Here is a 13,166-nt window from a genome sequence, read left to right as displayed (position 1 = left end):
GGGGCGCTGTTTCATTGCGGCGTGCGATGCCGCACACTGTGAGGACGCCCGTGCCGAGCCCTGTTTGAATGTCGCGCGAGGCCGTCTGGTGGCCGTCAGCGCGTCTTTCATCATAGGGTCGCGAGGGGGCTTGCGTTTAGAGGAATCGCTCTGACGCGAACCCGCCGTGGCCCCCGAACGCTCCCTACAATGCCGTTGAAACACACGTAGACAAGTGTGCACGAGACAGGGCTCGCGAGCAACGCGGCCCACAAGGAGGCGCGGATGCAATACGACTACATCATCGTCGGTGCAGGCTCGGGCGGTTGCTCGCTGGCGAGCCGTCTTGCGGATAGCTGTCCCGATGCGACGATTGCCCTGATCGAAGCCGGCCCGCACACGAATCGCAATCTGTTCATCAACATGCCGGTCGGCGTGGCGGTCGTGGTGCCGCAAAAGCTCAAAACCAATTACGGCTATCTGACGACTCCGCAACCGGGGCTCGACGGACGACAAGGCTATCAGCCACGTGGACGCGGCTTCGGCGGATCGAGTGCGATCAACGCGATGATCTACACGCGCGGCCATCCGCTTGATTACGACGAGTGGGCGCGACTCGGCTGCGATGGGTGGTCGTGGGCGGAAGTGCTACCGTACTTTCGCCGCGCCGAAGGCAACCAACGTGGCGCCGATGCGTGGCACGGCGACGCGGGCCCGTTGACGGTGTCCGACCTGCGTTATCAGAACCCGTTTTCGAAGCGTTTCGTCAAAGCGGCGCTCGAAGCCGGCTACCAACCGAATGACGATTTCAACGGCGCGGATCAGGAAGGCGTCGGCTTTTACCAGGTGACGCAGCGCGACGGACGCCGCTGCAGCGTGGCGCGCGCTTATATCTACGATCGCGCGCGTCCTAATCTGCAGACGATCTCAGACGCTACCGTGCTGCGCGTGACCTTTGATGGCAAACGCGCGAGCGGTGTCGACATCGTGCGCGGCGGAAAGACCGAAACGCTCGAAGCGCGTGCCGAAGTGGTGCTGGCCGCCGGGGCATTCAATTCGCCACAACTGTTGATGTGTTCCGGGATCGGGCCGGCCGCCCATCTGCAATCGCACGGCATCGCGGTGTTGCATGACGCGCCCGAGGTCGGCCAGAACCTGATCGACCACGTCGATTTCACGATCAACAAGCGGGTTTCGTCGATCGAGCCGACGGGTTTTTCGCTGCGCGGCATTGCGCGGATGCTGCCGCAATTCGCCACGTTCATGCGCCACGGGCGCGGCATGCTGTCGAGTAATGTCGCCGAGGCGGGCGGCTTTCTGAAAAGCCGTCCGACGCTCGAGCGGCCCGATCTGCAACTGCATTTTTGCGCGGCCATCGTCGACGATCACAACCGTCATATGCATTGGGGGCACGGCTATTCGCTGCATGTCTGTGTGCTGAGGCCGCATAGCCGGGGCAGCGTGACGCTCGCCAGCGCCGACGCGCGCACGAAGCCGCTCATCGATCCACGGTTTTTCAGCGATCCGCGCGATCTCGATCTGCTGGTGGACGGCGCGAAGATGGCGCGACGGATTCTCGATTCGCCGTCGCTCGCAGTGCACGGCGGGCGCGAGTTGTACACGCATGCGGGGCAGTCGGAAGCGGAATTGCGCCGCACCATCGCCGAACACGCGGACACGATTTATCACCCGGTGGCGACGTGCAGGATGGGCAGCGATGCGCGCTCGGTCGTCGATCCGCAATTGAGAGTGCGGGGGGTGACGGGGCTGCGGATCGTGGATGCGTCGGTGATGCCGACGTTGATCGGCGGCAATACGAATGCGCCCACGGTGATGATCGGCGAGCGCGCGGCGGAACTGATTGCGGCGAGCCGGCGGGAAGGGGCCGCGGAGTCGAGGACGGTGTTCGCGAGCGGAGAGACGACGGGGGCGAGGGCCGCGTCGGCGGTCTGAATCGTACTCAGGTGCTGCGATTTTCAGGTGGATTGTGCGGATAGAAGATGCGGGCCCGTTCACGCCAGCCCGCATGCCGCTATTCCACTATTCAGCTATTTCGCTATTCCGCAGGCGGTATTCAGCGCTATCCGAGTATCCCGATCCCAGGCCCGAGCATGAAATCGTCGCCGGACTGACCGGGCAACGCCTCGCGGGCCACCTGAAGCCACGCGCGCGCCGCATGTGACAGATAACCGTTGCGGCGCCATCCAATCGCCATTTCCCACGGAATTTCCGGCTCGACGACCGGCAAACAGGTGAACTGCGCGGGATCGAGCCGCCGGCAATAGGGCGCGGGCAGCAGCGCAATGCCAACGCCGGCCAGCACCAGCGCCGCCATGAAATCCCAATGCCCGCTGCGCCCCACGATAGTCGGCGCGAACCCCGCCGTGCGGCACGCATTCAGTACCACGTCGTTGAGCGCGAGACTCTCGCCATAGAACACGAACGGTTCATTCGCGAGTTGCGCGAGCGGCACCTCGTGCAGCGCGTCCCACCGCGAACCGGTGCGCGCGACGAGCCAGAGAAGCTGGCGGGTCATGGGCAGCACGTCGATATTTTCCGGATCCACCGGTTGCAGGACGCCGCCCAGCTCCAGTTCGCCGTTGATCAACGCGGTTTCGATTGCGCGCGAACCCTGTTCGAACAGTTTCAGCTCGATTTTCGGATACCGCTGACGGAATGCCGCAATGGCCGGCGTGAACAGCGCTCCGCCCATCGGCGGAATACCGATGGTGAGTTCGCCGCGCCCCAGTGTGTCGAGATCGTTCAGTTCGGCCTGCAACTGCGCGTGCGCCGCGAGCACGTCCTGGCCGCGCTGATAAACGATGCGACCGGCGTCGGTCAGCACCATCTGACGTCCGTCGCGCAGCAGCAGCGGCGAGCCGATCTCGTCTTCCAGCGACTTCACCATCTTGCTGATGGTGGGCTGCGTGACGAACATCTGCTCTGCGGCGGCAGTGAAGCTCTGCTGACGAACCACTTCAATGAAATACCGCAACGCTCGTAGTTCCACGGTCTCAGGCTCCGGAATTCCAAATTGGAATAATTTGAATGATTGTAAGTCATTATATTTATGATGCAGTGCAACCTATACTCGCTTTTTTCAGAAGCCCATCCAGGGATTGCCATGGCCTCGCCAGTTCTCGCTCCATCCGCTGTCCAGGCTCGGACCGGCCGCGCTAGCAGGCTCGGGCGCGTCGCCCGGATCGCGTTGCAGAGCGGGGCAATAGCCGGTCTGTGGCTTGCCGCCGATTTCGTCGTGCGTCTGGTGCACTTGCCCGTGCCCGGCGGCGTGGTCGGGCTGCTTGTATTGCTTGCGCTGCTGTTTTGCGGTGGCGTCGCGCCGCGCTGGATCAAGGCGGGCGCGGATTGGTTGCTGTCCGACATGTTGCTGTTCTTCATTCCGGCAGCGGTCGCGGCGGTTCAGTATGGCGGCCTGTTTCGCGAGGACGGCTGGCGGCTGGCACTAGTTGTCGTGGCCGGCACGCTGATGGTGATGGTGGCGGTGGCCTTCGCGGTCGAGCAGGCCGCCCGACTCGAGCGACGCCTTGCGCTGCGCCGCGCACTGATTGCGCGGCAGGCTGCGCGGGTCTGATCGTCCCACGGTTTATTTCCGCTGAAAGCCTACCCATGAGCCAGTTCTATGCGTCCCTTTTTGCCGACGACGCCTCGCGTCTGATCGCGGCCGGCTGCCTGGTTCTGACCGTCGTGCTGTATTTCGCGTCGAAGGCGCTGTACGCGCGGGTCAAATCGCTTTGGCTCGCGCCGCTGGTGGCCGTGCCGGTCGTGCTCGCGGCCATCGTGCTGGTCGCGCACATCCCTTATCCCGTCTATTTCGAGGACACGCGCTGGCTGATGTGGCTGCTCGGCCCGGCCACCGTCGCGTTCGCCGTGCCGATCTACGAATACCGCGCGTTGCTGAAGCGGCACTGGATCTCGCTCAGCGTCGGGGTGACGGTGGGGATCCTGGTCGGGGTTGGCGGCTCGTTGATGCTGGCGAAGCTGCTGCATCTGTCGCCGGAACTGCAACGCAGTCTGATGACGCGCTCGGTGTCGACGCCATTCGCGCTCGCCGTCTCCGACAAGATTCACGCGCCGAAAGATCTCACCGCGCTGTTCGTGATCGCCACTGGCGTCTGCGGGATGCTGTTCGGCGAACTCGTGCTGGGGTTCGTGCCGTTGCGCACGCGGCTCGCTCGCGGCGCGTCGTTCGGTGCGGCTGCGCATGGCATCGGCACCGCGAAGGCGCGCGAGTTGGGCAGCGAAGAGGGCGTGGTCGCCAGTCTGACGATGATGATCGCCGGCGTCGTGATGGTCTTGCTCGCGCCGATGCTGAGCTTGCTGCCAATCTGAAGCCGTCGCGCGGGCAACGAGTGCGCCTGCGCGGCGCGGCTTTCAACGCGCTGGATTTCAGGATGAGCCTGGCCGGAAGCCGGATACTATCGCCGGCCTCCCACCAACAACGGCATGCCGCGCGCACGGCTCGATCCATGACGCCGATCACTATCCTCATCCCCTGCTACAACGGCGCATCGACCCTCGGGCGTGCGCTTGAAAGTTGCCTGATCCAACCCGAAGCGGCGCAGATTCTGGTGGTGGACGACGGTTCAACCGATCACTCGGTCGACATCGCGAACCAGTTCAGCCGCCACGACCCGCGCGTGAGCCTGCTGCGCATGCCGCAAAACGGCGGCCCGGCGCGGGCTCGCAACTGGGGCGCGCTGAATGCGTCGCACGGACTGCTCGCGTTTCTCGACGCCGACGACGAATATCTGCCCGGCGCGCTGACCGCGGCAAGCGCGTTCATCGCTGACAACCCAGCCGCGGTATCCGTGCGGCTCGACGTCGACTACGTGGATTTCCCCGTCGAACTCACCGCTCACCCCGACTTCGCGGCGCACGCGGCCACCCTTAGCAATACCGTGCCGAGCAGCCTGATCATCCGGCGCGCGGCGTTCGCGGCGCTCGGCGGCTTTCCGATGGACGACGGGTTTCGCCGGATCGGCGGAGAAGACGGCGCGTTTTCGTGGACCCTGCGCGAAATTTTCGGCAATCCGCGCCTGGAAGATGCGAAACGTGTGCGCATGCATTACCACGCGGGGATCCACGCCGAACGCTACTTTCGCATTGCGCTGGGCCTGCAAGCGCCAGATTCCGCCGATGTCGACGAAGCGTTCCGGCTCTCACGGCAATTTCTCGACACGGCGCGCGCGGGCTTCATGCAATTGCGCATGGCGCAGGTAAGTTAGGCCGGCGAAGGGGCGGGGGAACCGCCCCCAAAATCCGATCCCCACGCCCTGAAGTTATCTCGATTTGCTACAATCGCGGTTCGTCTTCGAGGAGCGTTGCGACGGGTACCGCGAATCTGCATTCGCCGGCCGCCCGCCAGGCTCGAAGACTTCAATCGGAGGGCCATGAATGCGCATTGCGCTTTCTCAACCACCGCATCGAACCGCGCTCACGTCAAATTTCTAGTCACTACTTAGAAAGGAGGGCGTGATGAACGCCGCAGTTATCGATTCCAAAAATTCCCAGGACTACCTCGTTGCCGACATGTCGCTTGCCGACTGGGGCCGCAAGGAACTCAACATTGCCGAGACCGAAATGCCCGGCCTCGTGCAAACGCGCGAAGAGTACAAGGCGCAGCAGCCGCTGAAGGGCGCGCGCGTTGCCGGTTCGCTGCACATGACGATCCAGACCGGCGTGCTGATCGAGACGCTGACCGCGCTCGGCGCCGACGTCCGTTGGGCATCGTGCAACATTTTCTCGACGCAAGATCATGCTGCTGCGGCTATCGCCAAAGCTGGCGTGCCGGTGTTCGCATTCAAGGGCGAGTCGCTCGACGAATACTGGGAGTTCTCGCACCGCATTTTCGAATGGCCGAATGGCGAATTCGCCAACATGATCCTCGACGACGGCGGCGACGCCACGTTGCTGCTGATCCTCGGCGCGAAGGCTGAGAAAGACCGCTCGGTGATCTCGAAGCCGACCAACGAAGAAGAAGTCGCGCTGTACAAGTCGATCGCTGCGCACCTCGACGCGGACCCGACGTGGTACTCGACGCGTCTGTCGCACATTCAGGGCGTGACGGAAGAAACCACGACCGGCGTGCACCGTCTGTATCAGATGGAAAAGGAAGGTCGCCTGCCGTTTCCGGCGATCAACGTCAACGACTCGGTCACCAAGTCGAAGTTCGACAACCTGTATGGCTGCCGTGAGTCGCTGGTCGACGGTATCAAGCGCGCGACCGACGTGATGATCGCGGGCAAGATCGCGGTGGTCGCCGGTTACGGCGACGTGGGCAAGGGCTGCGCGCAATCGCTGCGCGGTCTGGGCGCAACCGTGTGGGTCACCGAAATCGATCCGATCTGCGCATTGCAGGCGGCGATGGAAGGCTACCGCGTCGTGACGATGGAATACGCCGCCGACAAGGCCGACATCTTCGTGACGGCCACCGGCAACTTCCACGTGATCGGCCACGACCACATGGCAGCGATGCGCCACAACGCGATTGTCTGCAACATCGGTCACTTCGATTCGGAAATCGACATTGCGTCGACCCGCAAGTACCAGTGGGACAACATCAAGCCGCAAGTCGACCACATCATTTTCCCGGACGGCAAGCGCGTGATCCTGCTGGCTGAAGGCCGTCTGGTGAACCTGGGTTGCGCAACCGGCCACCCGTCGTTCGTGATGTCGAACTCGTTCACGAACCAGACGCTCGCGCAGATCGAACTGTTCACGCAAGGCGACAAGTACGAGAACAAGGTGTACGTGCTGCCGAAGCATCTGGACGAGAAGGTCGCCCGCCTGCACCTGGCGCGCATCGGCGCGAACCTGACCGTGCTGTCGGACGAGCAGGCTGGCTATATCGGCGTGGACAAGAACGGTCCGTTCAAGCCGAACCACTATCGCTACTAAGCACGTTTGTCTGGCGCGACTCACGAGTTGAGCCAGACATTCCGGCGGTTGTAAAAGCATGAGAGTCTGAGAACACGGCGGCGCGCGATGCGCCGCTTTGTTCACCATGCCCGCGCTTTTGGCCACCCTTTTTATTTATCGGACATCCTGCCAAAGGAGCTTTACATGACCGTGCTGCTGACCTGGTTGATCAACGCGCTCGCGCTGCTGATCATCACCTACCTCGTTCCGTCGATCCACATCCGCAGTTTCGGCACCGCATTGATCGTCGCGGTGGTGCTCGGGTTGATCAATACGATCCTGCGTCCGGTGCTGATCCTGTTGACGCTGCCCGTCACGATCATCACGCTCGGACTTTTCATCCTCGTGGTCAATGCGCTGTGCTTCTGGCTGTGCGCGTCGCTGCTGAAGGGTTTTGAAGTGTCGGGTTTCTGGTCGGCGTTCTTCGGCTCGATTCTGTACAGCATCGTTTCGTGGCTGCTGTCCGCGCTCATTTTCGGCAACCGCAGTCTCGGTTGACCTACTGGATCATGAACCCGATCGAACTTTCATTCGAATTTTTCCCGCCTAAAACGCAGGAAGGCGTCGAGAAACTGCGCGCCACCCGTGCGGAACTCGCGGCGTTCAAGCCCAAGTTCGTGTCCGTCACGTTCGGCGCTGGCGGCTCGACGCAGCAAGGCACGCTCGATACCGTCGTCGACCTCGCCAAAAGCGGCGTCGAAGCCGCGCCGCATCTGTCGTGCATCGGCTCGTCGAAGGACAGCCTGCGCGCGATCCTCAACGAGTACCGCGCGCACGGCATTCGCCACATCGTCGCGCTGCGCGGCGACCTGCCGTCCGGCATGGGCGAAGTCGGCGAACTGCGTTACGCGTCGGAACTGGTGAGCTTTATCCGCGCCGAGTTCGGCGACTGGTTCTGGATCGAGGTGGCCGGTTATCCGGAATACCACCCGCAATCGCGCTCGCCGCGTCACGATCTGGAAAACTTCGCCCGCAAGGTGAAGGCCGGCGCGAATTCGGCGATCACGCAGTACTTCTTCAATGCCGACGCGTATTTTCGTTTCGTCGACGACGCGCGCAAGCTCGGCGTGGACGTGCCGATCGTGCCGGGCATCATGCCGATCACGAACTTCTCGCAACTGATGCGCTTCTCGGAAATGTGCGGCGCCGAAGTGCCGCGCTGGGTCGCGCGTCGGCTGGAGAGTTTCGGCGACGATCGCGAGTCGATTCGCGCGTTCGGCCTCGACGTGGTGACGGACCTGTGCCAGCGGCTGATCGACGCCAAAGTGCCGGGCGTCCACTTCTATACGCTGAACGGCGCTGCGGCGACCAAAGCGATTTGCGAACGGCTGGGCGCGTAAGCAAGCCGCCCGGTATCACCCGAAGAGGATCAATCCGCGCGGCCGCAATGGCCGCGCGGTTTTTTTTGCCGTTTCCAGCCCAATACCTTCCCCACCTCAAACTGGCGCAACCGCGCGGACCCTGCTTTCAGTTGGAAAGCAAATGGTAAGCCCTTGTTGAAGCTCATTTTTGTGCTGTCTATGATCGAAGCGCAGCTGATCCGGCTGCTGTGCGGAGGACGATATGACAGTGTCACAAAAGCTGTTTGCGTTTCACCAGTGCTGCCTGCCCGCTCTTGCCGCCTTTGCGGTTGCCATGAGCGCCGTGGCGTCCGGCCCTACGCAGGCGGCCACGCTGCCCGACAAGACGCTGGTGTTTTGCTCCGAAGGCAGTCCGGCGGGCTTCGACACCGCGCAATACACCACTAGCGTCGAATTCAGCGCGGGCTCCTACACGGTCTACAACCGGCTGATCGAGTTTGCGCACGGCAGCACCGATATCGAGCCGGGCCTCGCCGAAAAGTGGGACGTTTCGCCAGACGGCCTGACCTACACGTTCCACTTACGCCCCGGCGTCAAATTCCAGACCACGTCGTTCTTCAAGCCGACGCGTGAAATGAACGCCGACGACGTTGTTTTTACGTTCCAGCGGATGCTCGATCCGGATCAGCCATTCCGTAAGGCGTATTCCGTGCCGTTTCCGTATTTCAACGATCTGGGACTCGCGAAGAATATCTCGAAGATCGAGAAGGTCGATCCATACACGGTGCGCTTCACGCTAAAAGAAGTCGATGCGCCGTTTCTGCAACAGATCGCGATGCCGTTTGCGTCGATTCTGTCGGCGGAATATGCCGATCAGTTACTGAAAGCGGGTAAGGCAGCCGATATCAATCAATATCCGGTCGGCACCGGTCCATTCATTTTCCGCAGCTATACGAAGGACGATTCGATTCGCTTCGACGGTAATCCCGATTACTGGAAGCCCGGCGTGGTTAAAGTCGGCAAACTGATCTTCGCGATTACCGTCGATCCCGCCGTGCGGTTGCAGAAAATCAAACGCGGCGAATGCCAGGTGATGGCGTATCCGCGTCCCGCTGATATTCAGACGGTGAAAGCGGATTCATCGCTCGCGATGCCGAGCCAAGTGGGTTTCAACCTCGGCTATATCGCGTACAACACGACCAAAAAGCCGCTCGATAACGTGCTGGTGCGCCGCGCGCTCGATATGTCGATCAACAAAAGGGCGATTATCGATTCGGTCTATCAAGGCGCGGGCCAGGCCGCGACCAACCCGATGCCGCCGACCCAATGGGGTTACGACAAGAATCTGAAGGACGCCCCGTACGACACAGACAAGGCCAAAGCGCTGCTGAAACAGGCGGGTTATCCCGATGGCTTCGAACTCACTTTGTGGGCGATGCCGGTTCAACGGCCCTATAACCCGAATGCGCGTCTGATGGCGGAAATGCTTCAGGCTGATTGGGCGAAGATCGGCGTGAAGGTCAATATCGCCACCTATGAATGGGGCGAATATATTCGCCGCGCCCATGCCGGCGAGCATCAGGCGATGCTGATTGGCTGGACCGGCGATTATGGCGATCCCGATAACTGGCTGGGCGTATTGCTCGGCTGCGACGCGGTAAATGGCAGTAACTTTTCCAAATGGTGCTACAAGCCTTACGACGATCTGATCAGAAAAGGCCGTGGCACGACCGATATGGCCGAACGCACCAAGGCTTATACGGAAGCCCAGGAGATTTTCAAAGATCAGGTGCCATTCACGCCGATCGCTCATTCCACGGTGTATCAGCCAATCAGTAAGAACGTCACTGGTTTCAAGGTCGACCCGTTCGGACCGACCCAATTTCTGGAGGTTGGTCTGAAATAGCCGCAGCAGCACGCATTATTGCGTCTGCTGCGCGCTAGAACCGCATGGGCCGGCCCTCGCCGGCCCATGCGGTCGCCCTTATGCCTTAAGTGTTTCCTATCGTCAACACGGGTAATTTCCTCCGCTTGTTGCTGCGAGCCAAGCTCAAGTAAGATCGCGCTACGCTGGCGGGAGCCAGCCTTGAACCTGGAGGAAACATGAAGCAAAACAATCTGTTGCGCGCCGTGCGTGTTACGACGCTCGTCGCCGCTGCAGCGGCATCGCTGGTGGGCGCGAACAGCGCGCGCGCCGAGATCCCGAACAAGACCCTCGTCTACTGCTCAGAAGGCAGCCCTGCGGGTTTCGATCCGGCCCAATACACGACGGGTGTCGACTTCACGGCCAACACGTTCACCGTTTATAACCGTCTCGTCGAATTCGAGCGCGGCGGTACGAAAGTTGAACCCGGTCTCGCCGAGAAGTGGGATGTGTCGGAAGATGGCAAGACCTACACGTTCCATCTGCGTCATGGCGTGAAGTTCCAGACCACGTCGTTCTTCAAGCCGACCCGCGATTTCAACGCGGACGACGTCGTGTTCTCGTTCCAGCGCATGCTGGACCCGAACCAGCCGTTCCGTAAGGCGTATCCGGTGCAGTTCCCGTACTTCACCGACATGGGCCTCGACAAGCTGATCACCAGCGTCGAAAAGGTCGATCCGTACACGGTCAAGTTCACGCTGAAGGAAGTCAACGCGCCGTTCATCCAGAATCTGGCGATGGAATATGCGTCGGTGCTGTCGGCGGAATATGCGGACCAACTGTTGAAGGCCGGCAAGGCGTCGGACATCAATCAGTTCCCGGTCGGCACAGGTCCGTTCATTTTCCGCAGCTACACGAAAGACGCGACGATCCGCTTCGACGGCAATCCGACTTACTGGAAGCCGAACGCAGTGAAGATCTCGAAGCTGATCTTCTCGATCACGCCGGACGCCGGCGTGCGCGTGCAGAAGATCAAGCGCGACGAATGCCAGGTGATGAGCTATCCGCGTCCCGCCGACATCGCACCGCTGAAGGCTGAAGCGAACATCGACATGCCGTCGCAACCGGGCTTCAACCTCGGCTACCTCGCGTACAACGTGACGCACAAGCCGGTGGACAAGGTCGAAGTGCGTCAGGCCCTCGACATGGCGATCAACAAGAAGGCGATCATCGAATCGGTGTACCAGGGCGCAGGCCAGCTCGCCACCAACCCGATGCCGCCGACCCAATGGTCGTTCTACAAGGACCTGAAGGCCGCGCCGTACGATTCGGCCAAAGCCAAGGACCTGCTCGCGAAGGCCGGTTTTCCGAACGGCTTCGACATCACCCTGTGGGCGATGCCGGTGCAACGCGCGTACAACCCGAACGCCCGTCTGATGGCGGAAATGATCCAGGCCGACTGGGCCAAGATCGGCGTGAAGGCGAAGATCGTCACGTACGAATGGGGTGAGTACATCAAACGCGCTCACGCTGGTGAAGACGATGCAATGCTGATCGGCTGGACCGGCGACAACGGCGATCCGGACAACTGGCTCGGCACGCTGCTTGGTTGCGAAGCGGTGAACGGCAACAACTTCTCGAAGTGGTGCTACAAGCCGTTCGACGATCTGATCCAGAAGGGCCGTGTGACGTCCGACGTGGCTGCACGCACGAAGGCTTACATCGAAGCGCAGCAGATTTTCGCTCAGCAACTGCCGTTCTCGCCGATTGCTCACTCGACGGTATATCAGCCGGTCAGCAAGAAGGTGGTCGACATGCGCATCGAGCCGCTTGGCTATGCACGCTTTGACGGCGTGAGCGTCAAGTAACCGGTTTGGCACGTCATAAAATTTGCGCAGTACGCTTTTCGCACGGTTAGAAAACTGGTCGAAATGGTCCGGCGGCCGGGGTCACAAGCCCTCGTCGCCGGTTGCGTTTTTTCTTCACCAAGACCATAGGGACGAACCATGTTCCGCTTTGTTTTGCGCCGCATCGGCATGGTGATACCGACCTTCATCGGCATCACCATCCTTGCATTTGCGCTGATTCACCTGATTCCGGGCGACCCCATCGAAGTGATGATGGGCGAGCGCGGCGTCGATCCCGCGATGCATGCCGCCGCATTGCATCGTCTCGGGCTCGACGAGCCTCTGCCGATGCAATACATCCACTATCTTGGCCGCGCGCTGCATGGCGACCTCGGTACCTCGATCATCACCAACACCAGCGTGATGGGCGAATTCCTCGCACGCTTTCCCGCTACCGTCGAACTGTCGATCTGCGCGATGCTGTTTGCGCTGATCGTGGGTCTGCCAGCGGGCGTGTTCGCGGCGCTCAGACGCGGCACGGTGGTCGATCACGGTGTGATGGGCACGGCGCTAACCGGCTATTCGATGCCGATCTTCTGGTGGGGCTTGATCCTCATCATGTTCTTCTCGGTCGATCTTGGCTGGACGCCGGTGTCGGGCCGCATTGCGGTCGAATACGACATTCCGCACGTGACCGGCTTCATGCTGATCGACGCGCTGATGCCAGGCACCGACGAGGGTGCGTTCAAATCCGCGTTGAGCCATCTGATTCTGCCCGCCATCGTGCTCGGCACGATTCCTCTGGCCGTGATTGCCCGGATGACGCGTTCGTCGATGCTCGAAGTGTTGCGTGAGGATTACATCCGCACCGCACGCGCGAAAGGTTTGTCGCCGGGACGCGTGATCGTCGTGCATGCGCTGCGTAATGCGCTGATTCCGGTGGTGACGGTGATCGGTTTGCAGGTCGGCACGCTGCTCGCGGGCGCGGTGCTGACCGAGACGCTGTTCTCGTGGCCGGGCATCGGCAAGTGGTTGATCGACGCGATCAGCCGACGCGACTATCCGGTCGTGCAGGGCGGTATCCTGATGATCGCCACACTGGTGATCGTCGTGAACCTCGTCGTCGATTTGTTGTACGGCGTGCTTAACCCCCGCATCCGCCATACGAGGTGAATATGAACCCCCACGCTCACATACGTTCGCTGCCCCCCGAGGGGGCGCATGCCTCCCTTGAGG

The 13,166-nt window shown here is 61.5% G+C and carries 11 protein-coding genes and 1 riboswitch; of the genes, 10 read left to right on the top strand and 1 reads right to left on the bottom strand.

The window, feature by feature from the left end; translation table 11 throughout:
- The first annotated feature begins 264 nt into the window (after positions 1-264).
- Positions 265-1,932: a GMC family oxidoreductase gene (locus tag LMG28727_RS16725; RefSeq protein WP_201643430.1), complete on the top strand. Its 1,668-nt coding sequence runs from the start codon at positions 265-267 to the stop codon at positions 1,930-1,932.
- 127 nt (positions 1,933-2,059) lie between these two features.
- On the opposite strand, the gene LMG28727_RS16720 is transcribed toward LMG28727_RS16725, so the two are convergent.
- On the bottom strand, positions 2,060-2,989 hold the full coding sequence (locus LMG28727_RS16720) for a LysR family transcriptional regulator (RefSeq protein WP_201643429.1): 930 nt from the start codon (positions 2,987-2,989) through the stop codon (positions 2,060-2,062).
- A gap of 114 nt (positions 2,990-3,103) precedes the next feature.
- Here LMG28727_RS16720 and LMG28727_RS16715 point away from each other — a divergent pair, with 114 nt between their 5' ends.
- The 9 genes from LMG28727_RS16715 to LMG28727_RS16675 all read left to right on the top strand — a co-directional run bounded on the left by LMG28727_RS16715 (position 3,104) and on the right by LMG28727_RS16675 (position 13,103).
- Complete coding sequence (locus LMG28727_RS16715; RefSeq protein ID WP_201643428.1) at positions 3,104-3,571, top strand: CidA/LrgA family protein; 468 nt, start codon at positions 3,104-3,106, stop codon at positions 3,569-3,571.
- A 35-nt stretch (positions 3,572-3,606) separates the two neighbouring features.
- Positions 3,607-4,329 (top strand): LrgB family protein, encoded by a 723-nt coding sequence (locus LMG28727_RS16710; RefSeq protein WP_201643427.1) that lies wholly within the window; start codon positions 3,607-3,609, stop codon positions 4,327-4,329.
- A gap of 137 nt (positions 4,330-4,466) precedes the next feature.
- Positions 4,467-5,225, top strand: coding sequence for a glycosyltransferase family 2 protein (locus tag LMG28727_RS16705; RefSeq protein ID WP_201643426.1), 759 nt, complete (start codon positions 4,467-4,469; stop codon positions 5,223-5,225).
- An 82-nt stretch (positions 5,226-5,307) separates the two neighbouring features.
- Positions 5,308-5,443, top strand: a riboswitch (S-adenosyl-L-homocysteine riboswitch).
- Positions 5,444-5,475: 32 nt separating this feature from the next.
- Complete coding sequence (gene ahcY, locus LMG28727_RS16700; RefSeq protein ID WP_201643425.1) at positions 5,476-6,897, top strand: adenosylhomocysteinase; 1,422 nt, start codon at positions 5,476-5,478, stop codon at positions 6,895-6,897.
- Between the two features lie 165 nt (positions 6,898-7,062).
- Positions 7,063-7,416, top strand: coding sequence for a phage holin family protein (locus tag LMG28727_RS16695; RefSeq protein WP_201643424.1), 354 nt, complete (start codon positions 7,063-7,065; stop codon positions 7,414-7,416).
- Positions 7,417-7,427: 11 nt separating this feature from the next.
- A complete protein-coding gene (gene metF / locus LMG28727_RS16690; RefSeq protein WP_201643423.1) occupies positions 7,428-8,258 on the top strand; it encodes a methylenetetrahydrofolate reductase [NAD(P)H] in 831 nt (276 codons plus the stop codon).
- Positions 8,259-8,481: 223 nt separating this feature from the next.
- Entirely contained in the window at positions 8,482-10,125 is a 1,644-nt protein-coding gene (locus LMG28727_RS16685) for an ABC transporter substrate-binding protein (protein WP_201643422.1), read from the top strand.
- A 197-nt stretch (positions 10,126-10,322) separates the two neighbouring features.
- Positions 10,323-11,951: an ABC transporter substrate-binding protein gene (locus tag LMG28727_RS16680; RefSeq protein WP_201643421.1), complete on the top strand. Its 1,629-nt coding sequence runs from the start codon at positions 10,323-10,325 to the stop codon at positions 11,949-11,951.
- Between the two features lie 138 nt (positions 11,952-12,089).
- Complete coding sequence (locus LMG28727_RS16675) at positions 12,090-13,103, top strand: ABC transporter permease subunit (RefSeq protein WP_201643420.1); 1,014 nt, start codon at positions 12,090-12,092, stop codon at positions 13,101-13,103.
- Positions 13,104-13,166 lie beyond the last annotated feature (63 nt).

The sequence above is a fragment of the Paraburkholderia metrosideri genome, assembly GCF_904848625.1.
In the GTDB taxonomy this organism is placed as follows: domain Bacteria; phylum Pseudomonadota; class Gammaproteobacteria; order Burkholderiales; family Burkholderiaceae; genus Paraburkholderia; species Paraburkholderia metrosideri.
Note: the sequence above shows the minus strand (reverse complement) of the source record. Positions and strands in the feature narration are given on the sequence as shown.

Excerpts from the sequence above, each read along its gene's own strand:
- metF (WP_201643423.1), top strand. The coding sequence starts at position 7,428 with ATGAACCCGATCGAACTTTCATTCGAATTTTTCCCGCCTAAAACGCAG.
- ahcY (WP_201643425.1), top strand. The coding sequence starts at position 5,476 with ATGAACGCCGCAGTTATCGATTCCAAAAATTCCCAGGACTACCTCGTT.
- LMG28727_RS16685 (WP_201643422.1), top strand. The coding sequence starts at position 8,482 with ATGACAGTGTCACAAAAGCTGTTTGCGTTTCACCAGTGCTGCCTGCCC.
- LMG28727_RS16710 (WP_201643427.1), top strand. The coding sequence starts at position 3,607 with ATGAGCCAGTTCTATGCGTCCCTTTTTGCCGACGACGCCTCGCGTCTG.
- LMG28727_RS16715 (WP_201643428.1), top strand. The coding sequence starts at position 3,104 with ATGGCCTCGCCAGTTCTCGCTCCATCCGCTGTCCAGGCTCGGACCGGC.
- LMG28727_RS16680 (WP_201643421.1), top strand. The coding sequence starts at position 10,323 with ATGAAGCAAAACAATCTGTTGCGCGCCGTGCGTGTTACGACGCTCGTC.
- LMG28727_RS16695 (WP_201643424.1), top strand. The coding sequence starts at position 7,063 with ATGACCGTGCTGCTGACCTGGTTGATCAACGCGCTCGCGCTGCTGATC.
- LMG28727_RS16675 (WP_201643420.1), top strand. The coding sequence starts at position 12,090 with ATGTTCCGCTTTGTTTTGCGCCGCATCGGCATGGTGATACCGACCTTC.
- LMG28727_RS16725 (WP_201643430.1), top strand. The coding sequence starts at position 265 with ATGCAATACGACTACATCATCGTCGGTGCAGGCTCGGGCGGTTGCTCG.
- LMG28727_RS16705 (WP_201643426.1), top strand. The coding sequence starts at position 4,467 with ATGACGCCGATCACTATCCTCATCCCCTGCTACAACGGCGCATCGACC.